Genomic DNA, 25,041 nt, shown 5'->3' on the forward strand with positions numbered 1-25,041 from the left:
AATTCAACTTTCAATTTTATTGCTTATAGTTATAATTATTCTCCTTCACCGTTTTATATACAAAATTACCACTGCTATCTTTTTGCATTTGTTTCACTTCTTTTAATTTATTAGCCGTATCATAAATATATACTTCTCGAATACCTGATGGCGGAGTAACGCTCGTAACCCCACTCAAAGGATTATATGTATAGGTAGTAATCTGATAATTAGCTAAAGCTGGATTTTTTCTAAAAGCATCGAGTGCGTTTATTAATGCCTGCTCCTTTGTCAAATCTGTATCAGCATTTGATTTTGCAATAATATCTGCAGTATATTGAGTGATGCTACCGTAAGCAGAACCTTCTATTTTAGCGATTGGTAAGGTTTGATTGTATCCCCAAATCATTGTTGTAGGGATATTAGATTCTGTACTATACTCAAGAATATTTCCTTTATTATCGTATTGGGTAATATTCATTTGATTAGCAATTTCTTCTGAACCGTTGATTGTATTTGTTTTGATACTTTCAATTTTTGAAGGAAGCATATGTTCATGACCTATCCAATCTCTACCGTAAACAACTTTAGTTTTAGATGTTTGTTTGTTATTTTTAAAATTCTCTATAACCAATGGAATACCTGTTAATCCGAAAGATGTATAATCATTATTACCTGGTGATATATCGTTAATATATTTAAAACGTCTTTCTAAAGTATCTCCTTCAGGAAGTGTGCTTTTCTGAGAAATAAGGTCATACTGGTAAGGGTTGTAGTTCAAATTGGTAACTTCCTGAAGAGAGTTTCCCGATGGAAAATATTGGGTTCTTTTTGTTGATTTTAATTTCAATGGTCGCTCGTAATAATTATTTTTAGTAATATAATAAAACATTGATCTATGAAAACGATCATAATAATAGATGGGTGAAACGTCTTCTAAAAATTTTTTTTGTGGATCAGTTGAATCATAAACATGAGTCGCTAAAGTTCCAAGCTGTATGTTAAAACTTTTGAGATCACTTATATTTCGATTGGGGTCATAATACAAATCGTAATCAAATTCTTCTGATAAGACTTTGTTGTTATTGGCATCAAAAGATTCTACTAAATAGGTTTTCCCGTTTTTCAACTCATTATTCAGTCCAAAATAATCTCTATCAGGAAAAGGAAAAATATTTTTCCCTTTTTTTTCGGCAAATCCGTAAGACATTTTTACAGGAGTATCAGAAACATTGTAGAGTTTCCAGGGAAGCCTTTCAATACTCACGGCTGTAGAAGCCGGAGGAATGAATGTGCTTTCATCAGTCGGTCCCGATACTACATTCACTTCAGGGGAATTGTCTTCATAATAATTAAAATATCTTTTAGAAAAACTTTCGGATTGATTTGTTGTATTTATGGTTTTTTCCAGAACATTTGTATAGATTATTTCTCTTCCAAACAAATCAAATTGGGGACCGATGTTTTTATTTGAAAGAATTATCATTTTTTTTATAATTGCGGCATCTGAGAGACCTTCATTTTTTAATTTATTTCCTGTTGTAGAAAATCCACTACCTCCACGATATAGGTTCATAAAATCAACCTGATTTTTTCCAAAGGCTGTATCCTGATTAAATGTATTATTATCAGCAAAATTTCCGATATAGGCATAAGAAGGTTTGAATAATAAAGTGCCGCCGGAATTATAAGAATATTCTTTGATGAGTTTTTGTTGCTGATTATCTTTATACTCTAGCTTTTTTACTCTTACACCTGGACCATACGGGTTTTGATTTACTCCTTTTGGAAAATAATAAGTGTTAGGCTCATATGTTATATCTAAAGTTCCTTTGGTTGGGAAAGCAATTTTATTCAAAACACCTAAAGAAACGTCGTTTCCTTTAGGTCTTCTGTCAACACCATTGGTCTGTACAGCAGTTGATGCTGAATAAGGTTCATAAGAAACTCTTTCACCATGATTTTCATACGGATATAAATAAACCATAGGGAACGCTAAGTTTGTTGAAGCACCCGGATTTCCACGATTTCCTAAATAATACCCAAACAGATCCGAATATGCCAAAAAACTTTTACAGGGTAAATTATCTGGATTATTATAAGAAAAAGAATATTTATTATTAAAGGTGTTATCTGTATTCCATTCTTGTACCTCAGAAAGGAACATCCTGTAATCATCAGAAGCGTCCACCTGCTCGGCATTTGAAAATTGTTTTACTAATTTAAAGATTTTTGTAATTTGATTTAAATTATTCTTTACAGTCACCTTATTAAGGCTGAATCCACCCTGATAATAATCCGGTCTGTAGGAATCATAATCAAAATCAATTTTAAAATTGTCTGAATTAATGGAACTCAAATAATTTTTGTAAGTATAATTTTTAGTTACATCATGAAATCGTGCATTAAACTTTGGTTTCGTATTGTTTTCATAATTAAGGAATTCTCCATCATGAATTCGTTGTTGAACATTATTCTCAATAAACATTGACGTTGAATATGTAAAATTAATTTCTTTTCCACGAGGTAAAATAATTTTTGAGATGTTCCATTTATTAACACTGAGTTCCTTCATCATATGTTGAACAACCTGATTACGATATTTCTGGAGGGTACTGTTACTAACACCATCCCCAAAGTTATCTCCAAAGATAACTGCGGGAGAAGCTTCTGAGCCTATCCAAGGTGTAAAAGGATACCTGTAATAATCGAAAATATATTCATTTTCTGTTTTTTCATAGTTTGAAAACTGATATTCAATTCCTTGCTTATCTTTTATAATAATAGACTGTATAATATTAGTTCTACTCCCTTGTGGAAGAATTGCAGGGTTACCTATATATGCTATAATCCGGTACCCTTTTTCATCTAGAGAAGTTCCTTCAACACGTGTTAATCCTGTCTCGTTGCTATAGACCGTTGCTGTAGCAAGCTTAAAGCTGAAATGAAATAATGATTTACCCAGATTTACGGTAAATATATCCTGTTCATAATCATCTTTTCCAAAAAAATTTGTTTCATACATTACTTGGGCTATGGAACTTTCTCTTTCGTTGGGAGGAACAAAGCCTGATTTTGGAAATTGTTCTCTATTTCGATTAAGAATACTTCTAGCAACATTTTCAGTATAAATATATCCGTTATGAGCAGGGGAAGCCGTATAAGTTCCTAAAGTTAAAGGGCTTACACCACCAAAAATTTCTTCTAAATGGTTCTCTGGTGTTTGACCACCTGCGTAAATATATCTTTGTGAGCCTCCTAATACCGCGGGATTAGAAATGTCTTTTCTTTCATCGGGGTGGCCTTTGACGGTTCTGGTAATAGCCGCTCCCGCCATCAGTTCCCAATTAATACCTACTTCAGAAGAATTCTGTTGTACTTTTACTCCGGAAGTCTTATAGCTTATGCCTATTGGGATGTTTAAATTTTCCTCATTAATTTCAAAAAACGGAATGGATATTCCAAATGTCCCGGTTGATACTTCAACATTTCCTTCTTTAGTATAATCCTTAAATGACCATATAACAGGAGCAGTGGTGCTTTTGTTTATAAAATCTAATTTGTTTTCGAGAACATCTGATGTCCCAGTCGATTGTTGTGCAAAAGCATCTATAGACAATAATAATGATATTGATAAATATATTTTTTTCATTTGTGTTTATTTTTTTATGAGCTTAGCGTTAGCCGTTTTATTTGTATCAGTTTTTATAACAATCAAATAAGCCCCCTGAATCAAATTTTGGGTATTGATTTTCGTTACCTTATTTTTCGTTTTCAAACTTTGGAGTTGTCGTCCAGACATGTCATACAAAATAATTTCTGCATCCTTAAATTCAAAACCTATTTCAACATAAGTATAATCAGAAACAGGGTTAGGATAAATTTTGATATCCTGCTTTTCGATCAATTGGTCGATTTGCTTATCTCCAAGTTTAATGATCTTCCAGTTCTCTTTTCCAAGTTCCTCAGCACTGGTTCCTGCTAAAATGATTGATCCGTCTCTGTTAAGTTTTATATCAGATAATCTCTCTTCTTTCTTACTGGATTCTCCTTTTACATGCTTTTTCCACTGTTCATTGCCGTTTTTGTCTAGATACAGCATCCAGAATTTCTCATCATCGCTTTCAACTCTTCCCTCTGCCTGAGTATATCCACCAAGCAAAATTCCTTTTGATGTTTTATCATCCGCATTGTGTAGTACACTCATTCCCATCAAGACATCTCTGTTTTTGAAGTTGTAAGATTTCTGCCAAAGTTCGTCACCTTTTTCATTCAAAGAAATCAACCAGACATCGGTTCCTTCTTCAATTCCAACAGTTTTATTTCCTGAGCGTTCAGATCTGGATTCACCTCCGATTAAAAATCCTTCTGATGTTAATGCCAATGTTCTCAAATGATCGTCACCTTTTCCTCCAAAATTCTTTTCCCATTCAACTTTTCCTTCTTTATTAAGTTTGATGATCCAATAATCTCCTTCTCCAAAGTTTTCAGTTTTCTTTGAGCCTCCTGCATTACTTCTTGAATAGATGCCTAACAAAGCACCCCCATCTCTAGTTGGAATCATCTTTTCAACCTCGTCTGATCCTTTTCCACCATAAATAGATTGTGACAGTTCTTTACCATTTTTGTCTAATCTTATTATCAAAACGTCTTTAGATCCGTAACCTTTTGCTGAGTTCTGAACGTTTCCAGCAACAAAGAATCCTAAATCAGTGGTCTGAATTACCGATCTTGCTTCTTCATCAGTTACGGTTCCAATTGTTTTTTGCCAAAGTTCGTTTCCAAATTCATTTAATCTAATCACCCAAATATCAGATCCCCCTTTAGAATCCTCTTTTTTGTCTAAACCTTTTCCTGAATAAGAAGTGCCTGCTGCTAAAAAACCTCCATCTTGAGTAGCTACAGCTGCCGATAAAAAGTCGTGATTATTTCCAACAAAATATTTTTCAAAGACCTGCTCGCCATTCTGATCGAGTTTGACTAAATGAAAATCGTAACCGTTGTTTTGTGTTCCCTGAGCCTTTCGAAGGGTGCCTCCAGATTGAATTGAACTTCCTGTAATAAGGTACTGCTGATCAATTGTTGTTGTGACTTGTGATAGAAAATCCTGTGTACTGGATTTTATGTTTTTCTCCCAGACGATCTCTTGGGCAGAAAAATTGAATAATGCACACACCAAAAGTGTGCCCGAATAGTTTTTTCTCATATCTGCTTTTTTACTGTTCAAATTCAAATATTTTTTTCAGTTTATATTATAGGGAAAACCCTATATTTTATTGGTCTTCTAATATAATAATTCCCTTATCAAGAAGTACCAATAGCAGCGTTAACTTTAAGTTATTTCTTACTATTTATAATTTGATGTATAAATTTATCTTATGAAGGTAAAATAGAGAATCTCCTTTCGTTACATAGATGTTTTCCATCATTTTTGGCTAGCTGTTTTCACCATAAAAATCCCTATTTCGGGGACATCATCAAACACTTCAAAACTTAATAACTATAAATTATCATTAATTAAAAACTAATTATCAAAAATTTAGGTAAGCTATAATGACACAGCGGCAAATCCTGACGTATTTTAATTCCGTAGTGATAAAAAAAGAAAGGCATGGAACTAAAATCAATCTGTTACTGTGGCACCGCTAAGAACCAGTAAACCAGAAGACTCCGCCCATGCCCATATGGATACACGGACGTAAGTCTATCAAAATTTGTCCTTTAAGAAGATTCGCAGTTTTCTTTGACTTATTTGATAGCTTACGCTTGTTTCGTTAAAAATTATGGCACGAATATAATATATAGATAAAATTATAATATTGCTATATAACCATACAATTTGATAAATAAGGTTATACTTTTTGCTGAGTATTACCCGGAGTGCTTCGAGAGCTATTCACCATCGCAATAAGATTATCTAACGTATATTCTGAAGCTTTCTGCTCCCCCTGAAAGATAATTTTACCCAATCTTGCAACTTCACCTATATAAATATAGAGTTCCTTATATAAGCCTTTATTGGCAGAAGTAAATGCTTTTCTCTGCTGTTGAAAGTCTGTCTGCTCATTGCTTTTTGCAGTAATAGCATCAAAAGCATTTTGCAACGTGGTTTCAGTATCTGCTTTCATCCCGTTGGTGGTAAGCAATGCAGATTGGGAAGTGACGATCTCTTTTAAGGATTTCAGAGATTGCAGGACTCCTTCAAAATTTCTTTTCTTTACTTTTTTAAGAACATCACTTGCCAATGAGGTTTTTACACCTGCCTTATCAAAAACCAAATTCAAAAGCTTCATTGGCTTGTTGAGTTCGTTTCCCAACCGGTACAGCTCTTGGGTCGCTAATTTCTGTTGTGCGAGAACTGCATCACCTGTTTCTTTTGCTCTCAATTCATTGGTTTTATTTTGCATAGATGCTAAATATCCTGCATTAAACAAGTGATTTTCCGCTTTAAATAAATTCAAATCCCTACTAAAGCCATTTAACAGTGCATCTGCTATCGGAACATATTCTTCTTTAAGTATTCCCATAATTTTAAGATTTAAAAATTGAATATAAATATATCATTTTTCTTCATATTTTTTATGAGTCACTTCATTTTTAATCTACTATGTGAAAGATTATAGGTTCTGCAGTTTGTTTTTATTCTTGTAAACAAGGAATAATGCTTATGACTTTTAAGATTTCCTGCACTTCGCAGGACCCTTGTTCTAGTGTACTGGATATTCATTCTACTCCTGAGAGCATTTGCTCTAGTACACTAGATTTAAGTTGTAAATATAGACTCTGTCATTTCTACAAACGAAAAATCTATTTCAAATAATAGATTCTTCACTACGCTTTCACTTCGTTCAGAAGGACAAATGAGAAGATTATTTTTTTGGCAAGAAAACTTCGGCAAGCATGCAACGTGCACTTCCACCGCCGTTTACTTCAATTGTATTTAAATCCGAATAAATGATCTCACAGTGCTTTTCAATAACTGAAACTTGATTTTCATTTAAAGATTTAAACGCAGTTTGACTCATTACTAAAAATTTTTCTCTGTCTTCATTCTGAACCTGAAGCATATTTCCTGCAAATTGCTGCATTTGCTCTTCAGAAATTTCAATGATTTCTTTTCCTGAATTTTTGATGGTTTCGATGACTTTGCTTCTTTCCAATTCATTATCTATGCAGTCAAGGCAAATTACCACGAATTTATCTGCTACACACATCATAACGTTGGTATGATAAATCGGAAGTCTTTCTGAGCCTACTGTCTGAAAAGAATGAAAAACAACGGGTGTAAAATCATATTTCTCGCAGAATTCTCTGAACAATCTTTCATCCAATCTTAAAGAAACCGAACCGTAAGCCAATTTATTATCGTGGTCGAAAATCATACTTCCTGTTCCCTCCAAAAAGTGCCCCTGAATTTCCGGCAATGACCAGTCATCAATTTCAGAAACTTCAAAACCTTTTTCTTTAATCGTTTCAATAATATCTTCTCTTCTTTCCACTCTTCTGTTGGAAGCGAACATTGGATATAAAACTACTTTACCGTCTTTGTGAAAACTTACCCAGTTATTTGGGAAAATAGAATCCGGTGTGTGAGGATCTATTGTGTCTTTTATCGTAATGACATTAATTCCCTTGCTTCTTAATTTCTCAGCGAAAATATTAAATTCTGCCAAAGCTTTAGATTGAATATCAGAACCTTTCTGTTCAACTTGAAAATAATTATTTTCCGCTGTCTCTGCGTTATAACCGAATGCAATCGGCTCTATCATTAATACTGTATCTGTTGTCTGCATCTGTTTTGAGTTTGAGGGGGGTTGGGTTTGAGAGTCTGAGTGTTTTAGTGTTTTAGTGTTTTAGTGTTTTAGTGCAAAATTATTTTTCTTCCTTATTTACTGATGAAAATGAACACCAACTTTGTGACTGACTCATCATATTGACCAACATCCCAATTATTTGATTATACTGATTGTTTAAATTATTAAATTGTTCTTCATTAATGTAGTTACATTTTAGAGCAAATAAAAGCCATGTTTGAGTTTCCCTCGCTTCACCTTCAGAATCTGTAAGTTTGGCAACAAAAGATTTTTCATACTTTCTTTTTCCCCAAGCTTCACTGATATTTGCAGAAACATATCTTGAAGATCTCCTGATTTGATCGGTAAGAGAATAAAGTTCTTCCTTAGGAAAAGATTTTGAAAGCTCATAAATAATCATTGCGACATCAAACGATTTTTGAAAAACCTTCAAATCCTGATGAAATTTAATTATTGACATATTTGTATTTTCAACTAAAATAGAAAAAAAACAAATACTTTTTATAAAACCTCAAACACTAACATTCTCCCACTCTCCAACCCTAAAACTCTCTAACACTCCCACTCTAAAACTCTACTACACTCCAACACTCCTACTCTCTAACAAGCGGCATCGTTGAACAACGTAGAAGACCTCCCATTTTAGAAATCTCTCTGTACGGAATTTCTTCAACAGTCATTCCCCATTCGTTTCTTAGGTGATTGTTCATTCTTGTGAACGCCTTATCTGAAACTACAATTTCTGGAGAAATAGAGAAAATATTCGGGCACATTTCAAACATTTCTTCGTCTGTAACGTGGAAACAGTTCTCTTCACCGAAAATATCGATGATCAAACGGTAATCGCTTTCATCCACAAAACCGTTTTTGTAAATGATACATTTATCTTTCCCAACCGGGTTGAATGTACAATCTAAATGTAGAATTCCTTCGTATGGAATTCTGTCGTTTTTCTTTAATTCTAAATCGATAATTCTCTTTTTTGGAAAATATTCCTTTAAAATTTCAATCGCGTATTCGTTTGTTCTGGCTGTTTTATAATTTCTGTAATCTTCACTGAAACATGTTCCGATGAAAAGAAAATCGTTCCAAACGATCACATCACCGCCTTCAATGTGGGCAGTTTCCGGAAGATTGATTATTGTTCTCCATGCTACTTTTTCGTAAACATTTTTGTAAGCTTCCTGCTCATCGGCCCTGTCTGCAATTACGTTTGAAATAATCATTTTATCATCGATCACAAAAGCTACATCTCTTGCGAAAACCTGATTGTAATCTTTAATGATACTTGGACGCAGCACTTCCACATCATATTTTTTCAAAACTGCTTCAAAAGCATTCATTTCATTGATGATATCCTCTTCTTTTGGATACATGTTGTTTTCGATTGAGTAATATGACTTGGCATCATAACTTTCCTCAAGTGTGGGAACGGGCCCCATTGAATTGGGTTGACCTAAAACTACTGATCTCAGCCTCCCCGTTTCGTTTTTAATGTTTAGTTTCATAAAGATTTATGCAATACTACAAATATAAGTAAAGGTCTGTATTTAGGAAACTTTTGAGCTGTTTTATAAACAAGCTTTAATTTTATACTGCAAAATCTCAGTTCTACAGTTTTTAGTTAAGTTTTTTTAAATTAATGGCAGATTTAATTGCTTTCATCAAAGCGATTGAAAGATAATTTTAGATCTAACATATTGCTAATTATTAATTTACATATAAAATTTTATTCACATATAAAATAAATTCATATATTAGTGATATAATTTTCGCGAAAAATTAAACTTAACTATTAACATCAAATCACAAAATCATGAACAAGAAAAACCCAGTGCTGAAACACGCACAAAAATTAGGAAGAGATCAACAAAAATCAATTGTAGGAGGCATCGCAATCGGTGGAGCAAGACGCTGCTGCGAGTGGGATGACTCAGGAAAATGCTATATCTGGACTTGTAACAACTGCCAATGTCCTTAATTAAAAATAAAAAACCTGCTTATACCAAGCAGGTTTTACTTTTATCAGATATCATTTTTTTAACTTTTTTCTCCTGAAATATTTTCTAATCGATTGAGAATAACCGTTCTCAGACGTTCATCATTTTCATCTCCCCACTGTCCTAAAACAGAGATCACAGGTATCAAAGTTTTACCAAAATCGGTAAGACTATATTCAACTTTTGGGGGAACGACGGCATAAATTTTCTTCGTAATTAATTGGTGTTCTTCCAGTTCATTCAACTGAATATTCAAAACTCTGCGGGAAGCATCCGGAATTTTCCTCTGCAACTCACTTGGTCGCAGAAAACCTTCATTGATAAACCACAACAAACGGATTTTCCATTTGCCGTAAAGCACTTCACCGATTAAGTCTAATCCACAATTTAAATTTGGCGGAATTTTTCTTTCATACATATTACAAAATTAGTCATTGTTATAAAAACAGCAATAGGGGAAAAATTTATCCCTATATGAATCGTATTTCCGTACTTGTATAAACTCATCATACTCCTGAAATTTGTACCAAACTTTAAACATATGAACGAACAATTTAATTTTAATAATGAACTAAGCAATAAAATAGCCTTAGTAACAGGTGGAACAAAAGGCGCAGGAAAAGCCATTGCAGAGAGACTATTAATTGCAGGTGCAACAGTAATCATGACGGCAAGAAACCAACCAGAAATCATGAATGAAAACATTCATTTTATCGCTGCAGATCTGAGTAAAGCTGAAGGTACACAAAAAGTTGTAGAAGAAGTTTTGTCAAAATTCGGGAAGCTTGATATTTTAATTAATACTCTTGGCGGTTCGGAAACAAAAGGTGGTGGCTTTTCTGTTTTAACGGATGAAGATTGGGAAACATCCATTCAAACAAATTTGTTAACTCCGGTTCGTTTGGATAGAGGATTTTTACCACAAATGATCGAACAAAAACATGGAGTAATTATCCACATTGCTTCTATTCAAGGGAGATTACCGTTGTATGATTCTACTTTGCCTTATGCAGCTGCAAAAGCGGGTTTAATTAATTACAGTAAAGGTTTATCGAAGGAAGTTTCATCAAAAGGAGTTCGTATTTTGACGGTTTCACCCGGCTGGATCATGACAGATTCTTCGACGAGAATGATGGAAAGAATCGCTGAAAGTTCAAATTCAACGATAGAAGAAGCAACCCAAAGCGTGATGGATGCACTGGGCGGAATTCCCATCGGAAGACCTGCTCAACCGGAAGATATTGCAGAGTTTGTGGGATTTTTAGTTTCATCAAGAGCAAGTTATTTAACCGGAACTGAATATGTAATCGACGGAGGAACGATTCCGACAATTTAAATTAACCAAAAAAATATATAAAAATGGATTTACCTATTATTTTAAAAAATTTATTAAAAGCTCAGGAAAACTTTGACAGTATTTCATATTCAGAGTGTTTTTCGGACAATGCACAGGTCTTTGATGAAGGAAAAACCCACAAAGGAAAAGAAGAAATAAAAGACTGGAACGAAAAAACGAATGAAGAATACAAAACAAAACTAGAAGTTATTGATGTTTTTAATGAAGATAAAATGACCGTTTTAACAACTATGGGTTCGGGGAATTTTGATGGCAGTCCGATTATTTTAAAGTACAACTTTGAGATTGAAAATGATAAAATTTCAAGTCTGAAAATTACTAGTTAATTTTTCATTATTTAAAACAAAAAAATCCCAAAGCATAACACTTTGGGATTTATATTTATCTGAAACAAATATTATCTGTTTACTAAATCGATATAGTCTCTTTTTTGAGCTCCTTGGTAAACCTGTCGTGGTCTTCCGATTGGGTCTCCTTTTAATCTCATTTCTTTCCATTGAGCAATCCATCCTGGAAGTCTTCCTAATGCAAACATTACTGTAAACATTTCTGTAGGAATTCCTAAAGCTCTGTAGATAATTCCTGAATAGAAATCTACGTTTGGATATAATTTTCTTTCGATGAAGTACTCATCTTCCAATGCTACTTTTTCTAACTGCATAGCAATATCAAGAGCTTTGTCTTCAATTCCTAATGCAATTAATAAATCGTCAGCAGCTTTTTTGATAATTTTTGCTCTTGGATCGAAGTTCTTGTAAACTCTGTGTCCGAATCCCATCAAACGGAAGCTATCGTTTTTGTCTTTAGCTTTTTCAACCCATTTATTAACATCTCCACCGTCTTTTTCGATCAATTCAAGCATTTCGATAACTGCTTGGTTTGCACCACCGTGAAGTGGTCCCCAAAGTGCGGAAATACCAGCAGAAACTGAAGCAAAAAGACCTGTGTGAGCAGAACCTACCATTCTTACAGTAGATGTAGAACAGTTTTGCTCGTGGTCAGCGTGAAGGATTAATAATTTATCTAAAGCAGCAGTTACCACAGGGTTGATTTCAAACTCTTCATTTGGTAATCTGAAAGCCATTTTGTAGAAATTCTCTACATAGTTTAGGTTATTATCTCCGTGGTTTAATGGAAGACCTAGAGTTTTTCTGTACGTCCAAGCAGCAAGGTGAGCAAATTTAGCAATAAGCAATTCTGCAGCAAGATCCATTTCTTCTTTAGAGTTTACGTTAACCGCTTTCGGGTTGAAGGCAGTTAAAGCAGAAGTTAAAGAAGATAGAACTCCCATTGGGTGAGCAGAACGAGGGAAAGCATCGATGATTTTTTTCATCTCCTCTGCTACGAAGTTATATTTTTTGATATTACCGTTGAAGGTATTGAATTGGTCTGAAGTTGGTAATTCACCGTGTAACAAAAGGTACATTACTTCTGTGAAGTTAGACTTTTCAGCAATCTGCTCAATAGGATATCCTCTGTAGAATAATTCCCCTTTATCACCGTCTAAGTAAGTAATGTCGCTAAGTGTAGCTCCTGTATTTTTGTAACCTAAATCTAGAGTGATTAAACCTGTTTGGTCTCTTAGCTTTGAAATATCGATCCCTCTGTCTCCGATAGTACTATCCACGATTGGATATTCATATGAATTACCGTCGTAATTCAATATTACTTTGTTGTCTGACATTTATTTATTTTTTTTCTAAATTTACTAAATTCCATAAAATACGGCAAACAAAAATTATCGCTTGCCGTTATTTATAATTTCGATTATCTTTTGATCTTAAATGCACCTAATCCTGGGAAAATTGCTGTTTCTCCTAGAGCTTCTTCGATTCTCAATAATTGATTGTATTTCGCCATTCTGTCTGATCTTGAAGCAGAACCTGTTTTGATCTGTCCGCAATTCATTGCTACAGCTAAATCAGCGATTGTAGAATCTTCAGTTTCACCTGATCTGTGAGACATTACTGAAGTGAATTTGTTATGTTGAGCCATTTGTACAGCTGCCATTGTTTCAGAAAGAGAACCAATTTGGTTTACTTTTACAAGGATTGAGTTAGCAATTCCTTCTTCAACACCTCTTGCTAATCTTTCAACATTCGTTACGAATAAATCGTCACCTACCAATTGTACTCTGTCACCGATCTTGTCAGTTAACATTTTCCAACCTTCCCAGTCATTTTCCTGCATACCGTCTTCGATAGAAATGATTGGATATTTGTTTGCAAGATCAGCTAAATAAGAAACCTGCTCACTGCTTGTAAATTGTGCAGCATCCGGAGTCTGGAATTTTCTGTAATCATAAATTCCGTCTTTATAGAATTCTGAAGCAGCACAGTCTAATGCGATCATTACATCGTCACCAGGCTTGTAACCTGCTTTTTCAATTGCCTGAAGCAAAGTATCCAAAGCATCTTCAGTTCCTTTAAAAGTTGGTGCAAAACCACCTTCGTCACCTACCGCAGTAGAAAGACCTCTTGAATGAAGAATTGCTTTTAAGCTGTGGAAAATCTCAGTTCCTTTTCTCAATGCGTGAGAGAAAGAATCTGCTTTTACCGGCATTACCATAAATTCCTGGAACGCGATAGGCGCATCAGAGTGAGAACCACCGTTGATAACGTTCATCATCGGAACAGGAAGTGTATTAGCATTAACACCACCTACATATTTATATAAAGGCATTTTCAATTCTGCTGCTGCTGCTTTTGCCGCTGCCAATGAAACTCCAAGGATTGCGTTTGCTCCAAGACTTCCTTTATTAGGTGTTCCATCAAGCTCGATCATGATCTGATCTAAAAGATTCTGATCAAAAACCGGAAGACCAACTAACTCAGGCGCTATTACTTCTCTTACGTTTTCAACAGCTTTAAGAACTCCTTTCCCCAAATATTCTGAACCACCATCACGTAATTCAACCGCTTCATGTTCTCCTGTAGATGCTCCCGAAGGTACTGCAGCACGACCCATTGCGCCACTTTCTGTAAATACATCTACTTCTACTGTAGGATTTCCTCTTGAATCCAAAATTTGTCTCGCTTCTATGTAAGAAATGTAACTCATTTTTCCGTTTTTTTTATAGTTTATACAAATTTAATCAATTTTTAACTTTTTTGATCATAAATGGACTGCCTTTTCGACCAATTCCAAGTTAAATTTTAGTTAATATTGAAAAGCAAAAAAGACTGCATTTCATCTTTTAAACAAAATTAGTTCCTGATATTTTTATTTTTAAATTTTTAGCAATAATTAATAAACCAATTGATCAAGAATCGGAGTTTTTATACTGCTAATTTCAGAAATATTATTTTCATTGATTTGTTCAAAAATCTGAATCGTATTCTTTCCTTTATTTAGCCAAACTCCAGGAACATACAAAGTAAGTTGCGGGCCGACTCTGCTCCAATATCTTCCAATGTTTTTACCATTAATAAAAACAATTCCTTTTCCGAATTTTCGCATATCGAGAAATGCATCTCCTGTTTCTTCAAGTGTGAATTCACCTTCTTTTAAGGCCGGTGTGTTTATGGCAATATCTCTTACTTTATAATTGATCTTTGGAAACTTGTCAAAAGGTAGTGGATACATTTTCCAATTGCCATTAATTTCATTTCCATTGATAATTATTGGACTGATTATTCCTTTTAAATTATGAACAATCTCAGCTCCGTAATTTATTCTTCCCATATTTTCAACAATAATATCTAAGGTTTCGCCTTTTTTAATATCTATTTCAAGATCGTATTTTTTGTAATATCTGTTGACTTCGCCTTTCCATAATTGATTGATATAAATATGGGCGTAATCTCTCAATCCTTTTATCTCGAGCTTTCCTTTGTAATCGACATCAAATTTTCTTCTGTATAAAATATAGCCGTGACCAATATTAAGATCTTCAAAGGTTAAAGGCTTATCTGCTAAAATTGATTTTTGCTGATCAATGATATCAAATAATGAAGTTGTTTTTAATTTTATATCTGAAAAAGAAATTACTTTCATCGGTTTTGGAACTTCGGGAAGCTTTTCTTTAATTAAATTTTGAAAAACATTTCTCAAAGCATCATATTTTGGAGTAGCCCAACCCGCTTCACTGATCGGAGCGTCATAATCATAACTTGTGATGTCTGGTTGAATATCGTGGTCTTTATCATAATTCGCACCATTTGTAAAACCAAAGTTTGTACCTCCGTGAATCATGTAGTAATTAAACGAAATTCCATTTTTTAAATATAATTCTGTCTGCTTTACAACATCTTCTGTGGAAACTTTTACAAAAGGTTCTGCCCAATGATCGAGCCAGCCCGGATAATATTCTGCAACCATGTATGGACCTTTTCCTCCATGATATTCGTTGATGCTTTTTTTGAGAGTCTCGATATTACTTTCTCCATTTGCAGTTGGCAACGCTCCTTCAATAGAACCTCCTTTGAAAAGAGAACTTGCATCAGAAGTAAAAAATGGAACTGAAATTCCAGATTTCACCAATAGATCTTTTATTTTATGGCTGTACTTTCTGTGTTGTTCCAATGAAATATCTTTTCTTTGGGCAACATAAGATCCAAATTCATTTTCAGCCTGAACCATAATTATTGAACCGTCATTATTTATTTGCAGCGGAATTATTTGTTTTGAAAGTTGATTGATATACTTTTCGCATTCTTTAAGAAAAGCTTTATTATCAGTTCTAATTTCTAAATTTTTATCTTTTTGCAACCACCAAGGATATCCGCCAAATTCCCATTCAGCACAAACATAAGGGCCGGGACGAATGATTACATACAGTCCTACTTCCTGTGCGGTTTTTATAAATTTCTTTAAATTTTTTTCACCTGAGAAGTTCCATTTGCCCGGACTTTCTTCGTGGTAGTTCCAGAAAACATAGGTTGTCACTGTATTCAGTCCCATTGCTTTCATCATTTGTAACCGATGTTTCCAATATTGGGAAGGAACTCTTGGATAATGAAGTTCACCCGAGTAAATGTTGAATTGTTTTCCATTCAACCAAAAATGTCCGTCTTTAATTTCAAAACTTTTATTACTTTTTTGGGAGAAAGCTGAAACACTGATGAGGATCAATAGAAATATATACAAATATTTAAACTTGATTTTCATAACAAATGTTATTTTTACAAATCTAAATAAAAAACAAATAATTGATTAAAATCTTATGATTTAACCATTTTTGAAAATTTAATTACACATTTACTTAAGATTTTATATTTAAGCGATAATTATTGGTTTGTTTTTTGTTTTATTAAATTTATTCTAATTTCTTTACGATAGAAAATTAACTTTCAAATACATTAAAAAGAATAAATAACATGAAAAAAGGACTTTTAATCACAGCTTCGCTTGTAGCTTTGTCATTAGTAAGCTGCAACAAAACTGAAAGCGGAAACAAAAACATCATCAAATCTGACAGTTCGGAAACAACGATTGTTGATAATAATGGGAAAATAGATTCTTCGACGGTAAATTCATCTACGATAGTAGTTAATGGACAGAAAACAGAAAAGACAGATTTTGTTTACAAAGCAACAGACGGCGCCTTAGTGAAAGTGGTTTTCAAGAATGATCCGAAAGAAAGTACGGTTGCCATTACTAGCAATAAAAAAACTTTCACACTGGAAAAGAAAGAAACAAAGGATGGCGAAACGGTTTATAAAAAAGATGATATGACAGCGAGAGTAAAAGGAGATAGTATTCATCTTGAGCAAGGCAATAACGTGATTGAACTGAAAAGAACAAAAATCTAAAACATAAAAAAAACCGTTCAAAAATCTGAACGGTTTTTAATTTATTTCTTAATTACCTTTTCTAAGTATGTTTTATCTTCAGTAATAACTTTTACAAAATAGTTTCCTTTTTCAAGATCAGAAATATCGATTGAATTTGATTTTGGGTTCCCTATATTTTTAAAAATTCTTCCAGAAATATCAAATACTGTAATATTTTTAATTTCATCTTTAATATCAAAATATAAAGTTGAAGAAGTGGGATTTGGATAAATCCTTATTTTATTATTCGTTTCTAATTTAGGATCGTTAGTAGAAAGATTTCCAGTCACAAAATCCAATACATAAAAACCTGTATATCCTACTGCAACCATATAGTTTTTAGAAAAAGCAACCTTGTTTATATAACCACCGGGTGTAAGCAATAACTGTGTATCTATAATTTTCAGCCATGAAGCGCCATAGTTTGTTGTTTTATAAACATCTCTTTCGTCGTCCATCGCATATCCGGTACCATCTGAAAAAACGTCATAATCTTTAAATGACACCATTGGTGAAGGCACAGAATTCCATGTACTTCCTAAATTCGTTGTATAATATTTTCCGAAATAAACCCTTGAAGAGTTTCCAAAAACAATATTTCTTACATCTGCAATTGCTCCGGGAAAGTTTGTAACAGCACTCCATGTTAATCCTCCGTCCAATGTTTTCATGATCTTGGTTTGGTTCACAAGAAATCCTACATTGTCATCAATAAACTTCATGGAAGTAACTTCAGATTCTACATTTACCTGAGGAGTCCAGCCCGTTGCAGCAGAATATGTAGAAACAAATCCTGTAAACGCAAATGAATTAGTACCCATATTGGCAATTGCATAATTTCCGTTTGGTTTCATGGCCGGAACTCTTAATTGCAAATTGGGTGATATTTGCTGAGTCCAGGTCAGTCCATTATCATCTGTGATCCAAAATTGAGACAGTCCTAAAGAAATTCCTTTACCATTGGGTAATATATTCATTGGCCCGACCGGATAAGGATTGTATAATGCCGCTGTCCAGGTATATCCTCTATCCTGAGAAAAATATCCCATTGCAGGTACAGCTGCATAATTTTCAAATGCGTAAACCTTATTATAAGGTTGTGAATAGATCCATTTAATGTTTAATGGATCCCATGTTAATGCATTATTTGTACTTTTAAAAATTGTATGGCGTAAAGTATAAGGATCATCATTATTTGTCCCTGCAAGAATAAAATCCGGGTGGATTGCCAGACATGTAAAACCATGAAAAGAAGAAGGGTACATATCTCCTGTATTTGTCCAGGACTCTCCGGTAGCAGTTTTATATAATTTATTCGGATTTACTATGGCAATATATTCATTGTTATAAACTTTAATGTCATTTACAGTTCCAATTCCTGCCGCTTCATTCCACGTATTTCCACCATCTAAAGTATATAAAGGATTTCCGCCATATTTTACAGCAATTCCATTCATTGAATCTTTAAAAGTAACTTTCGTAAACTCAACAGAGCTTGTATTCATTTTAGTCCAGGTCTGTCCTCCATCGATGGTCTTAAAAATAAAACTGTTCCCACTCGTTGCATCTGTAACGCAAAATCCGGTATTGGCATCAGTAAAATACACACTCGTAATTCTGTCCTGGTATACTGTCGGAACGATGGCACTCGTCCATGTCGCTCCACCATTAACGGACTTATACATTCTGCTGTTTCCACCACTTACGAATATTGTATTATCATTCAATACAAAAATAGATTCAGCATTACCGGGAAAAGTGTAGGAAACTCCAGGAGTTGAAAACTTAGGATCAGTGATTCTAAAATCTGTCCCTATTACAGCGTACCCTTTATTATTATGAATTGTAAAATCGTAAACTGTTTTTGCATTATCATTAATCTGTCTCCAGGTCTTCCCATTATTTTCAGTAATAACCAAATCATCAGTACCGTTATTCTTCTGGACAAGATAACTTCCGTCCGGTAAGATTTCCATTTTCATGATCTCTTCCAGGCGTAAAAAAGGTGTTACAAGCTGCCAGTCTAAATTTGTCTGAGCAAAACTTATAATACAAAATTGTAATAAAATAAAGAGTAAATTTTTTTTCATGGTCATAATTTTTATAAAAATAAAGGAGCCTGTAAATAAATACACGCTCCTTTTATATTTTGAAGAAAATATTATATTATTCCTCAGTTTTCTCTTCAGTAGAATCAGTTGCTTCTGCCTTAGGCTCTTCAACTTTTTCTTCTACTTTAGGAGCATCAGCAACTACAGCTTCTTTTTTAGCAGTTGTAGCTCTTCTACTTCTTCTAGTAGTCTTTTTCTCTTCAGCATTAGGATTGTAAAGTTCGTTGAAATCAACTAGCTCGATAAGAGCCATATCAGCAGCATCACCTTGTCTGAAACCAGTCTTGATGATTCTTGTATATCCGCCGTTTCTTTCTGCGATTTTAGGAGCTACTGATCTGAAAAGTTCAGTAACCGCTTCTTTACTTTGAAGATATGAAAAAACAATTCTTCTATTGTGTGTAGTATCTTCTTTTGCCTTTGTTAATAGAGGTTCAACATATACTCTTAAAGCTTTCGCTTTAGCTACAGTAGTGTTGATTCTTTTATGCTCAATTAGAGAACAAGCCATATTAGAAAGTAAAGCACTTCTATGAGAAGCTGTTCTTCCTAAGTGATTGAATTTTTTACCGTGTCTCATTATTAATTATTTATCAGCGTCTAACTTATATTTTGCAACGTCGAAACCGAAGTTAAGACCTTTTGAATGCACTAATTCTTCTAGTTCTGTCAAAGATTTTTTACCAAAATTTCTGAATTTCATCAAATCAGACTTACTGTAAGAAACCAGTTCTCCAAGAGTTTCTACTTCAGCTGCTTTTAGACAGTTAAGGGCTCTTACTGAAAGATCCATATCTGCTAATTTAGACTTAAGAAGTTGTCTTGTGTGAAGAGTCTCTTCATCGTACTGGATAGATGCTTTTACAGCTTCAGTCTCCAACGTGATTCTCTCATCAGAGAACAACATGAAGTGATAAATTAATATCTTAGAAGCTTCTGTTAAAGCATTCTGAGGGCTGATAGAGCCATCAGTTTCTATATCTAATACAAGTTTTTCGTAGTCTGTCTTTTGCTCTACACGATAATTCTCAATACTGTATTGTACTTTCTTAATAGGGGTAAAAATAGAGTCAATAGCAATAGTTCCTACAGGAGCATTGTTTGTCTTATTTTGTTCCGAAGGAACATAACCTCTACCTTTCTCTACATTGAAGGTGATTTCGAAAGTTACATCACTGTTTAGGTTACAGATTAATAAATCCGGATTTAAAATCTCGAATCCATTGATTGATTTACCTAAATCTCCAGCAGTAATAATCGTTTGTCCCGAAACTTTAGCAACAACCTGCTCATTTGTCTGGTTTTCTGCCGTAGCTTTTAGTCTTACCTGCTTAAGGTTAAGAATAATTTCGGTTACGTCTTCGATTACTCCTGGAATAGTTGAAAATTCGTGCTCTACACCTTCTATTTTGATAGATGAAATAGCATATCCTTCCAGAGAAGAAAGCAACACTCTTCTCAAAGCATTACCGATTGTAAGCCCGAAACCTGGTTCTAGAGGTCTGAATTCGAATTGACCTTTAAATTCATCAGAGTTAAGTAAAATTACTTTATCGGGTTTTATGAATTGTAAAATTGCCATATTATTGGGTTGAGCAAAAATTTGATTAAAAAATTATTTAGAGTAAAGTTCGACGATAAGCTGTTCCTTGATGTCTTCCGGGATTTGGATTCTCTCAGGAGCAGAGATGAAAGTACCTTCTTTCTTCTCATCGTTGAATTGTAACCACTCATAATTTGCTTTAGCAGCTAATGAGTCAGTAACAACTTCAAGAGATTTAGATTTCTCTCTTACAGCGATTACGTCACCAGCTTTTACTAAATAAGAAGGGATGTTAAGGATCTCACCATTCACAGTAATGTGTCTGTGAGAAGTTAACTGTCTAGCACCAGCTCTGGTTTTAGCAAAACCTAATCTGTATACTACGTTATCCAATCTTGATTCACAAAGCTGTAATAGAACTTCACCTGTTACACCTTTACTTCTGTGTGCTTTATCGAATAAGTTTGCAAACTGTCTTTCTAAAATACCGTAAGTATATTTAGCTTTTTGTTTTTCAGCTAACTGAACTGCATATTCTGATTTTTTAGCACCTCTTCTTTTGTTAGGACCATGTTGTCCTGGCGGTTGGTTTTTTCTCTTTTCGAAGTTTTTATCATCTCCGTAGATTGCAGCACCAAACTTTCTAGCAATCTTAGTTTTAGGTCCAATATATCTTGCCATAATGGGTAAATTCTAAAAATTAAACTCTTCTTCTTTTTGGTGGTCTACATCCATTGTGTGGCATAGGAGTAACGTCAATAATTTCGCTAACTTCAATACCTGAATTGTGAATTGTTCTGATCGCAGATTCTCTACCTGCACCAGGACCTTTCACATACACCTTTACTCTTCTTAGTCCAGCTTCGTGGGCTACGTTAGAGCAATTTTCAGCTGCCATTTGAGCAGCAAAAGGAGTGTTCTTTTTAGAACCTCTGAATCCCATTTTACCGGCAGAAGCCCAAGAGATAACTTCTCCGCTTTTATTTGTTAAAGAAATGATGATGTTATTGAAAGAAGCTTGAATATGCGCTTCACCAATAGCTTCAACTTTTACTTTTCTTTTTTTAACTACTTTACTTTGTTTTGCCATAATTCCTAACGATTATTTACTTGCTTTTTTCTTGTTAGCAACTGTTTTTCTCTTTCCTTTACGGGTTCTCGAGTTGTTTTTCGTTCTCTGGCCTCTTAAAGGTAGTCCTAGTCTGTGACGTATTCCTCGTTGGCATCCTATGTCCATCAATCTCTTGATGTTCAATTGCACTTCAGATCTTAATTCACCTTCAACTTTTACGTTTTCAGTAATAAAATTTCTGATTGCAGCCAATTCATCGTCATTCCATTCGTTGACTTTCTTATCTTCGCTAATACCGGCAGCTTTAAGGATTTCAGAAGAAGTACTTCTTCCAACTCCATAAATATAAGTCAAACCGATAACGCCTCTTTTGTTTTTTGGTAAATCAATACCTGCAATTCTCGCCATAATTTAATATTAGCCTTGTCTTTGTTTAAATTTTGGGTTCTTCTTGTTGATTACAAATAGTACACCCTTTCTGCGTACGATCTTGCAATCAGCACTTCTTTTTTTGATTGATGCTCTAACTTTCATTTGATAGTATTTATTTTTTAACAATAGCCAAATGGAAACCCGAAGACTCCATTTGGCGGTTGTTTAATATCTAAAAGTAATTCTCCCTTTTGTCAAATCATAGGGAGACATTTCTAGTTTTACCTTATCACCAGGTAAAAGTTTAATATAATGCATTCTCATTTTACCAGAAATATGAGCGATAAGCATATGCCCATTTTCTAGCTCTACACGGAACTGGGCGTTCGAAAGTGCTTCCGTAATAACGCCGTCTTGTTCAATATGTTTTTGTTTTGCCATAAATTAATATCCAGTCGTTCTTGACAGTTTAGACTGCATTAAGCCATCATAGTGATGGTTCAGCAGATATGTATTAATCTGTTGAACTGTATCCAAAATAACTCCCACCATAATCAATAGTGATGTTCCCCCGAAAAATAGGGCGAACGCATCTGTCTGAACAAAGCTTCCATGCACAATTGCTGGAAGGACTGCAAAGATAGATAAAAATATTGCACCTGGCAAGGTAATTTTTGATAAAATATCATCTAAATAATCAGCTGTCTCTTTACCGGGTCTTACTTTCGGTACTAAACCTCCATTTCTCTTCAAATCATCAGCCATTTGGTTTACCGGAATAGTAATTGCAGTATAGAAAAATGAGAAGATAATAATTAATAGCGCGAACAATACGTTGTACTGCCAGCTAAAAACATTCTTGAAACCTGCAAGAAAAGTATTAGATTCATCGAATTTGGTTAATAAACCAGGTACGAACATCAATGCCTGAGCAAAGATAATTGGCATAACACCGGCAGCATTAACTTTCAACGGAATCCATTGTCTTGCTCCTTGCATAAGATTTCTATTTACACCTCCTCTTGCTTGAGCTCTGCTTACATATTGAATTGGAATTTTTCTAACAGCGACCGATAGGACGACTGCTAAAAGAACCACCAACATCCAGAATATCACTTCAATAAGGATCATGATAGATCCCATTCCTCCTTTTCCGTTCTGCACGGCCATTTCCTGTACAAATGCTTCTGGAAGTCTAGATAAGATACCAACCATAATAAGGATAGAAATACCATTTCCGATTCCTTTGTCAGTAATTTTCTCACCTAACCACATTGCAAATACTGAACCGGCAACAAGTATAACAATACTTGGTAACCAGAACATGATAGAGTTTGGCTCTACATAGTATGCAGACTGGAACTGAGCATATGGTAAGAATAATTGAGTAATAGAAGTTAAATAAGAAGGTGCCTGTACAAGACAAACCCCAATCGTTAACCATCTAGTAATTTGATTCAATGTATTTCTACCGGACTCTCCATCTTTCTGAAGTTTCTGAAGATAAGGAATAGCCATCCCCATCAACTGAACAATAATAGAAGCTGAAATATAAGGCATGATACCTAACGCCATTACAGAAGCGTGACTGAAAGCCCCACCCGTAAACGACGAAAGCAAGCCAAGGAGACCTGCTCCTTGCTTGTTACCGCCTTGATTTTTATAATGCTCTAAGAGATCCCCTACTTCTGCAAGGTTAATTGCAGGCAACGAGATATAAGATGCGAATCTATACACAAGGATAATACCTAACGTAAAGAGAATTTTATCTCTTAATTCCTTTAGGCTCCAAATATTCTTAAGGGTTTGTATAAATTCTTTCATTAGTTACTATTATAATGTAATTGCTTGTCCACCTGCTTTAGAAATAAGCTCTAATGCAGATTTAGTGAATTTATCAGCAGAGATTGAAACCGCCGATTTCAATTCTCCTCTACCCATAATTTTCACTGATTCGTTTTTAGTAGCTAAACCGTTTTGTACCAAAACTTCTTTTGTAATATCTCCTGTTACAGATTTAGTATCAATTAAAGTTTGAATATCGTCTAGGTTAATAGCTCTAAATTCTTTTCTGTTTACATTTTTGAAACCGAATTTCGGTAATCTTCTTTGTAAAGGCATTTGACCTCCTTCAAAACCGATCTTCTGAGAATAACCAGCTCTTGCTTTCTGTCCTTTGTGACCTTTCGTAGAAGTACCTCCTTTTCCACTACCTTGACCTCTACCAATTCTTTTTGAACTAAAAGTAGAACCTGCAGCAGGTTTTATGTTGTTTAAATTCATTTTAATTTCTTTTTAAAATTATTTTTGAACTTCAAGTAAATGACTAACTGCAGCTATCATACCTAAAATAGAAGGCGTAGCTTCGTGTTCTACAACTTGGTGAAGTTTCTTAAATCCTAATGCTTCAAGCGTTCTCTTTTGGGTTTTTGTTCTACCAATAGCGCTTCTTACTTGTTTTACTTTAATTGTTGCCATTGTTTATTTATTAACCGTTAAACACTTTACTTAGAGAAACTCCTCTCATTCTTGCAATTTCTTCAGGTCTTCTGATGTCTAGCAACGCTTTGAAAGTAGCTTTCACTACGTTGTGAGGGTTAGAAGATCCTTTAGATTTTGAAAGGATATCGTGAATACCAGCAGACTCCAATACCGCTCTTACTGCACCACCTGCAATAAGTCCTGTACCGTGAGAAGCAGGTCTCAAGAAGATATCTGCACCACCATATCTAGCAGTAGTTTGGTGAGGGATTGTATGGTTCATTACAGGTACCTTAACAAGGTTTTTCTTAGCGTCTTCAACTGCTTTCGCAATTGCAGAAGCAACCTCTTTAGATTTACCTAAACCGTAACCAATAACTCCTTCTTCATTTCCAACAACAACGATAGCAGAAAACCCGAAAGCTCTACCACCTTTTGTTACTTTAGTTACTCTGTTAACTGATACGAGACGATCTTTTAATTCTAATCCTCCCGGTTTTACTCTTTCTATATTATCTAGTCCTAACATATTTTCCGA

The 25,041-nt window shown here is 34.4% G+C and carries 26 protein-coding genes; 4 read left to right on the forward strand and 22 right to left on the reverse strand.

Annotated elements, in window-relative coordinates:
* Positions 1–16 precede the first annotated feature (16 nt).
* From SB689_RS06325 to SB689_RS06350, 6 genes are all read right to left on the reverse strand, one after another.
* Positions 17–3,631 carry a hypothetical protein gene (locus SB689_RS06325; RefSeq protein ID WP_410691323.1) on the reverse strand — a complete coding sequence of 1,205 codons (3,615 nt, stop codon included), beginning with the start codon at positions 3,629–3,631 and terminating at the stop codon, positions 17–19.
* A gap of 6 nt (positions 3,632–3,637) precedes the next feature.
* Positions 3,638–5,185: a T9SS type A sorting domain-containing protein gene (locus SB689_RS06330; RefSeq protein WP_410691324.1), complete on the reverse strand. Its 1,548-nt coding sequence runs from the start codon at positions 5,183–5,185 to the stop codon at positions 3,638–3,640.
* 646 nt (positions 5,186–5,831) lie between these two features.
* Positions 5,832–6,506 carry a hypothetical protein gene (locus SB689_RS06335; RefSeq protein ID WP_410691325.1) on the reverse strand — a complete coding sequence of 225 codons (675 nt, stop codon included), beginning with the start codon at positions 6,504–6,506 and terminating at the stop codon, positions 5,832–5,834.
* A 342-nt stretch (positions 6,507–6,848) separates the two neighbouring features.
* Complete coding sequence (ctlX, locus tag SB689_RS06340; RefSeq protein ID WP_410691326.1) at positions 6,849–7,772, reverse strand: citrulline utilization hydrolase CtlX; 924 nt, start codon at positions 7,770–7,772, stop codon at positions 6,849–6,851.
* 79 nt (positions 7,773–7,851) lie between these two features.
* Entirely contained in the window at positions 7,852–8,253 is a 402-nt protein-coding gene (locus SB689_RS06345; RefSeq protein ID WP_410691327.1) for a four helix bundle protein, read from the reverse strand.
* 133 nt (positions 8,254–8,386) lie between these two features.
* Positions 8,387–9,301 (reverse strand): dimethylarginine dimethylaminohydrolase family protein, encoded by a 915-nt coding sequence (locus tag SB689_RS06350; RefSeq protein ID WP_410691328.1) that lies wholly within the window; start codon positions 9,299–9,301, stop codon positions 8,387–8,389.
* Between the two features lie 308 nt (positions 9,302–9,609).
* Between SB689_RS06350 and SB689_RS06355 the strand changes: the two genes are divergently transcribed.
* Positions 9,610–9,774 carry a hypothetical protein gene (locus SB689_RS06355; protein ID WP_410691329.1) on the forward strand — a complete coding sequence of 55 codons (165 nt, stop codon included), beginning with the start codon at positions 9,610–9,612 and terminating at the stop codon, positions 9,772–9,774.
* A 59-nt stretch (positions 9,775–9,833) separates the two neighbouring features.
* Here SB689_RS06355 and SB689_RS06360 read toward each other — a convergent pair whose 3' ends face one another.
* Positions 9,834–10,211 (reverse strand): winged helix-turn-helix transcriptional regulator, encoded by a 378-nt coding sequence (locus SB689_RS06360; protein WP_410691330.1) that lies wholly within the window; start codon positions 10,209–10,211, stop codon positions 9,834–9,836.
* Between the two features lie 123 nt (positions 10,212–10,334).
* Here SB689_RS06360 and SB689_RS06365 point away from each other — a divergent pair, with 123 nt between their 5' ends.
* On the forward strand, positions 10,335–11,129 hold the full coding sequence (locus SB689_RS06365; protein ID WP_410691331.1) for an SDR family oxidoreductase: 795 nt from the start codon (positions 10,335–10,337) through the stop codon (positions 11,127–11,129).
* 23 nt (positions 11,130–11,152) lie between these two features.
* Positions 11,153–11,476: a nuclear transport factor 2 family protein gene (locus SB689_RS06370; protein WP_410691332.1), complete on the forward strand. Its 324-nt coding sequence runs from the start codon at positions 11,153–11,155 to the stop codon at positions 11,474–11,476.
* Positions 11,477–11,547: 71 nt separating this feature from the next.
* Here the strand turns inward: SB689_RS06370 and SB689_RS06375 are convergent, their stop codons facing one another.
* The 3 genes from SB689_RS06375 to SB689_RS06385 form a co-directional block, all read right to left on the reverse strand.
* Positions 11,548–12,834, reverse strand: a complete 1,287-nt coding sequence (locus SB689_RS06375; RefSeq protein WP_410691333.1) for a citrate synthase — start codon at positions 12,832–12,834, stop codon at positions 11,548–11,550.
* 83 nt (positions 12,835–12,917) lie between these two features.
* Positions 12,918–14,210 (reverse strand): phosphopyruvate hydratase, encoded by a 1,293-nt coding sequence (eno, locus tag SB689_RS06380; protein WP_410691334.1) that lies wholly within the window; start codon positions 14,208–14,210, stop codon positions 12,918–12,920.
* Positions 14,211–14,396: 186 nt separating this feature from the next.
* Positions 14,397–16,259: a glycoside hydrolase family 35 protein gene (locus SB689_RS06385; protein WP_410691335.1), complete on the reverse strand. Its 1,863-nt coding sequence runs from the start codon at positions 16,257–16,259 to the stop codon at positions 14,397–14,399.
* Between the two features lie 209 nt (positions 16,260–16,468).
* Here SB689_RS06385 and SB689_RS06390 point away from each other — a divergent pair, with 209 nt between their 5' ends.
* Positions 16,469–16,903, forward strand: coding sequence for a hypothetical protein (locus SB689_RS06390; RefSeq protein ID WP_410691336.1), 435 nt, complete (start codon positions 16,469–16,471; stop codon positions 16,901–16,903).
* Between the two features lie 41 nt (positions 16,904–16,944).
* On the opposite strand, the gene SB689_RS06395 is transcribed toward SB689_RS06390, so the two are convergent.
* The 12 genes from SB689_RS06395 to rpsE all read right to left on the reverse strand — a co-directional run bounded on the left by SB689_RS06395 (position 16,945) and on the right by rpsE (position 25,032).
* Positions 16,945–19,014: a T9SS type A sorting domain-containing protein gene (locus tag SB689_RS06395; protein ID WP_410691337.1), complete on the reverse strand. Its 2,070-nt coding sequence runs from the start codon at positions 19,012–19,014 to the stop codon at positions 16,945–16,947.
* 76 nt (positions 19,015–19,090) lie between these two features.
* A complete protein-coding gene (gene rplQ / locus SB689_RS06400) occupies positions 19,091–19,615 on the reverse strand; it encodes a 50S ribosomal protein L17 (protein WP_034725967.1) in 525 nt (174 codons plus the stop codon).
* A 6-nt stretch (positions 19,616–19,621) separates the two neighbouring features.
* Complete coding sequence (locus SB689_RS06405; protein WP_123982592.1) at positions 19,622–20,617, reverse strand: DNA-directed RNA polymerase subunit alpha; 996 nt, start codon at positions 20,615–20,617, stop codon at positions 19,622–19,624.
* A gap of 33 nt (positions 20,618–20,650) precedes the next feature.
* A complete protein-coding gene (rpsD, locus tag SB689_RS06410; protein ID WP_072407383.1) occupies positions 20,651–21,259 on the reverse strand; it encodes a 30S ribosomal protein S4 in 609 nt (202 codons plus the stop codon).
* A gap of 19 nt (positions 21,260–21,278) precedes the next feature.
* On the reverse strand, positions 21,279–21,668 hold the full coding sequence (gene rpsK, locus SB689_RS06415; protein ID WP_034702879.1) for a 30S ribosomal protein S11: 390 nt from the start codon (positions 21,666–21,668) through the stop codon (positions 21,279–21,281).
* 12 nt (positions 21,669–21,680) lie between these two features.
* Positions 21,681–22,058 (reverse strand): 30S ribosomal protein S13, encoded by a 378-nt coding sequence (gene rpsM, locus SB689_RS06420; RefSeq protein ID WP_066752851.1) that lies wholly within the window; start codon positions 22,056–22,058, stop codon positions 21,681–21,683.
* Between the two features lie 9 nt (positions 22,059–22,067).
* On the reverse strand, positions 22,068–22,184 hold the full coding sequence (rpmJ, locus tag SB689_RS06425; protein WP_007839480.1) for a 50S ribosomal protein L36: 117 nt from the start codon (positions 22,182–22,184) through the stop codon (positions 22,068–22,070).
* A 63-nt stretch (positions 22,185–22,247) separates the two neighbouring features.
* On the reverse strand, positions 22,248–22,463 hold the full coding sequence (gene infA / locus SB689_RS06430) for a translation initiation factor IF-1 (protein ID WP_047401287.1): 216 nt from the start codon (positions 22,461–22,463) through the stop codon (positions 22,248–22,250).
* Between the two features lie 3 nt (positions 22,464–22,466).
* A complete protein-coding gene (secY, locus tag SB689_RS06435; protein ID WP_034702876.1) occupies positions 22,467–23,846 on the reverse strand; it encodes a preprotein translocase subunit SecY in 1,380 nt (459 codons plus the stop codon).
* A gap of 9 nt (positions 23,847–23,855) precedes the next feature.
* Entirely contained in the window at positions 23,856–24,305 is a 450-nt protein-coding gene (gene rplO / locus SB689_RS06440) for a 50S ribosomal protein L15 (RefSeq protein ID WP_066752854.1), read from the reverse strand.
* A gap of 18 nt (positions 24,306–24,323) precedes the next feature.
* The gene (gene rpmD, locus SB689_RS06445; protein WP_007839493.1) at positions 24,324–24,500 is read right to left on the reverse strand and encodes a 50S ribosomal protein L30; all 177 of its coding nucleotides are present in this window, start codon (positions 24,498–24,500) and stop codon (positions 24,324–24,326) included.
* Positions 24,501–24,510: 10 nt separating this feature from the next.
* Positions 24,511–25,032: a 30S ribosomal protein S5 gene (gene rpsE / locus SB689_RS06450; RefSeq protein WP_123982590.1), complete on the reverse strand. Its 522-nt coding sequence runs from the start codon at positions 25,030–25,032 to the stop codon at positions 24,511–24,513.
* Positions 25,033–25,041: the final 9 nt, after the last annotated feature.

The sequence above is a fragment of the Chryseobacterium sp. SIMBA_038 genome (genome assembly GCF_046535115.1).
GTDB lineage: Bacteria > Bacteroidota > Bacteroidia > Flavobacteriales > Weeksellaceae > Chryseobacterium.

Bases quoted from the DNA above. Each gene is read 5' to 3' on its own strand.
- SB689_RS06325 (WP_410691323.1), bottom strand. From the start codon at position 3,631: ATGAAAAAAATATATTTATCAATATCATTATTATTGTCTATAGATGCT.
- SB689_RS06330 (WP_410691324.1), bottom strand. From the start codon at position 5,185: ATGAGAAAAAACTATTCGGGCACACTTTTGGTGTGTGCATTATTCAAT.
- SB689_RS06335 (WP_410691325.1), bottom strand. From the start codon at position 6,506: ATGGGAATACTTAAAGAAGAATATGTTCCGATAGCAGATGCACTGTTA.
- ctlX (WP_410691326.1), bottom strand. From the start codon at position 7,772: ATGCAGACAACAGATACAGTATTAATGATAGAGCCGATTGCATTCGGT.
- SB689_RS06345 (WP_410691327.1), bottom strand. From the start codon at position 8,253: ATGTCAATAATTAAATTTCATCAGGATTTGAAGGTTTTTCAAAAATCG.
- SB689_RS06350 (WP_410691328.1), bottom strand. From the start codon at position 9,301: ATGAAACTAAACATTAAAAACGAAACGGGGAGGCTGAGATCAGTAGTT.
- SB689_RS06355 (WP_410691329.1), top strand. From the start codon at position 9,610: ATGAACAAGAAAAACCCAGTGCTGAAACACGCACAAAAATTAGGAAGA.
- SB689_RS06360 (WP_410691330.1), bottom strand. From the start codon at position 10,211: ATGTATGAAAGAAAAATTCCGCCAAATTTAAATTGTGGATTAGACTTA.
- SB689_RS06365 (WP_410691331.1), top strand. From the start codon at position 10,335: ATGAACGAACAATTTAATTTTAATAATGAACTAAGCAATAAAATAGCC.
- SB689_RS06370 (WP_410691332.1), top strand. From the start codon at position 11,153: ATGGATTTACCTATTATTTTAAAAAATTTATTAAAAGCTCAGGAAAAC.
- SB689_RS06375 (WP_410691333.1), bottom strand. From the start codon at position 12,834: ATGTCAGACAACAAAGTAATATTGAATTACGACGGTAATTCATATGAA.
- eno (WP_410691334.1), bottom strand. From the start codon at position 14,210: ATGAGTTACATTTCTTACATAGAAGCGAGACAAATTTTGGATTCAAGA.
- SB689_RS06385 (WP_410691335.1), bottom strand. From the start codon at position 16,259: ATGAAAATCAAGTTTAAATATTTGTATATATTTCTATTGATCCTCATC.
- SB689_RS06390 (WP_410691336.1), top strand. From the start codon at position 16,469: ATGAAAAAAGGACTTTTAATCACAGCTTCGCTTGTAGCTTTGTCATTA.
- SB689_RS06395 (WP_410691337.1), bottom strand. From the start codon at position 19,014: ATGAAAAAAAATTTACTCTTTATTTTATTACAATTTTGTATTATAAGT.
- rplQ (WP_034725967.1), bottom strand. From the start codon at position 19,615: ATGAGACACGGTAAAAAATTCAATCACTTAGGAAGAACAGCTTCTCAT.
- SB689_RS06405 (WP_123982592.1), bottom strand. From the start codon at position 20,617: ATGGCAATTTTACAATTCATAAAACCCGATAAAGTAATTTTACTTAAC.
- rpsD (WP_072407383.1), bottom strand. From the start codon at position 21,259: ATGGCAAGATATATTGGACCTAAAACTAAGATTGCTAGAAAGTTTGGT.
- rpsK (WP_034702879.1), bottom strand. From the start codon at position 21,668: ATGGCAAAACAAAGTAAAGTAGTTAAAAAAAGAAAAGTAAAAGTTGAA.
- rpsM (WP_066752851.1), bottom strand. From the start codon at position 22,058: ATGGCGAGAATTGCAGGTATTGATTTACCAAAAAACAAAAGAGGCGTT.
- rpmJ (WP_007839480.1), bottom strand. From the start codon at position 22,184: ATGAAAGTTAGAGCATCAATCAAAAAAAGAAGTGCTGATTGCAAGATC.
- infA (WP_047401287.1), bottom strand. From the start codon at position 22,463: ATGGCAAAACAAAAACATATTGAACAAGACGGCGTTATTACGGAAGCA.
- secY (WP_034702876.1), bottom strand. From the start codon at position 23,846: ATGAAAGAATTTATACAAACCCTTAAGAATATTTGGAGCCTAAAGGAA.
- rplO (WP_066752854.1), bottom strand. From the start codon at position 24,305: ATGAATTTAAACAACATAAAACCTGCTGCAGGTTCTACTTTTAGTTCA.
- rpmD (WP_007839493.1), bottom strand. From the start codon at position 24,500: ATGGCAACAATTAAAGTAAAACAAGTAAGAAGCGCTATTGGTAGAACA.
- rpsE (WP_123982590.1), bottom strand. From the start codon at position 25,032: ATGTTAGGACTAGATAATATAGAAAGAGTAAAACCGGGAGGATTAGAA.